The 1,522-nt window shown below is 56.8% G+C and carries 1 rRNA gene; it reads left to right on the forward strand.

What is annotated here, in order from left to right:
• Positions 1-4: 4 nt before the first annotated feature.
• Positions 5-1,514, forward strand: a 16S ribosomal RNA gene (locus FDY95_RS26160).
• The last annotated feature ends 8 nt before the right edge of the window (positions 1,515-1,522 follow it).

Genomic DNA, 1,522 nt, shown 5'->3' on the forward strand with positions numbered 1-1,522 from the left:
TTTTACAATGGAGAGTTTGATCCTGGCTCAGGATGAACGCTAGCGGCAGGCCTAATACATGCAAGTCGAACGGGGCAGCAATGCCCAGTGGCGCACGGGTGCGTAACGCGTAGGCAATCTGCCTACTCCTGGGGGATAGCCCGCCGAAAGGTGGATTAATACCGCATGACGCTGCAGGGTGGCATCACCTAACAGCTAAAGAATTTCGGGAGTAGATGAGCCTGCGTGCCATTAGCTAGTTGGTGCGGTAACGGCGCACCAAGGCGACGATGGCTAGGGGAGCTGAGAGGCCGATCCCCCACACTGGCACTGAGATACGGGCCAGACTCCTACGGGAGGCAGCAGTAGGGAATATTGGGCAATGGGCGCGAGCCTGACCCAGCCATGCCGCGTGACGGATGAAGGCCTTCTGGGTTGTAAACGTCTTTTGACCGGGAAGAAAAAGCCCTTGCGAGGGAAATCGACGGTACCGGTTGAATAAGCACCGGCTAACTCCGTGCCAGCAGCCGCGGTAATACGGAGGGTGCAAGCGTTGTCCGGATTTATTGGGTTTAAAGGGTGCGTAGGTGGCCCTGCAAGTCCGTGGTGAAAGCCTGCCGCTTAACGGCAGAACTGCCATGGATACTACAGGGCTTGAGTCCAGACGAGGTTGGCGGAATGGATGGTGTAGCGGTGAAATGCATAGATACCATCCAGAACCCCGATTGCGTAGGCAGCTGACTAGGCTGGTACTGACACTGAGGCACGAAAGCGTGGGGAGCGAACAGGATTAGATACCCTGGTAGTCCACGCCGTAAACGATGGATACTCGCTGTGGGCGATACACAGTCCGCGGCTTAGCGAAAGCGTTAAGTATCCCACCTGGGGAGTACGCCGGCAACGGTGAAACTCAAAGGAATTGACGGGGGCCCGCACAAGTGGTGGAGCATGTGGTTTAATTCGATGATACGCGAGGAACCTTACCGAGGCTAGAATGCGCGTGACCGGTTCAGAGATGGACCTTTCCTTCGGGACACAAAGCAAGGTGCTGCATGGCCGTCGTCAGCTCGTGCCGTGAGGTGTTGGGTTAAGTCCCGCAACGAGCGCAACCCCTATGTTTAGTTGCCAGCACGTAATGGTGGGGACTCTAGACAGACTGCCTGTGCAAACAGCGAGGAAGGCGGGGACGACGTCAGGTCATCATGGCCCTTACGCCTCGGGCTACACACGTGCTACAATGGACGGTACAGAGGGTCGCCACGCAGCGATGCGGAGCCAATCTCAAAAAGCCGTTCTCAGTTCGGATCGGAGTCTGCAACTCGACTCCGTGAAGCTGGAATCACTAGTAATCGCGTATCAGCAACGACGCGGTGAATACGTTCCCGGGCCTTGTACACACCGCCCGTCAAGCCATGGAAGTCTGGTAGACCTGAAGCTGGTGCCCCGCAACGGAGCCAGTTAGGGTAGAACAGGTAACTGGGGCTAAGTCGTAACAAGGTAGCCGTACCGGAAGGTGCGGCTGGATCACCTCCTTTCTGGAGCA

It is taken from the genome of Hymenobacter jeollabukensis (assembly GCF_005771675.1).
GTDB classification, from domain to species: domain Bacteria; phylum Bacteroidota; class Bacteroidia; order Cytophagales; family Hymenobacteraceae; genus Solirubrum; species Solirubrum jeollabukense.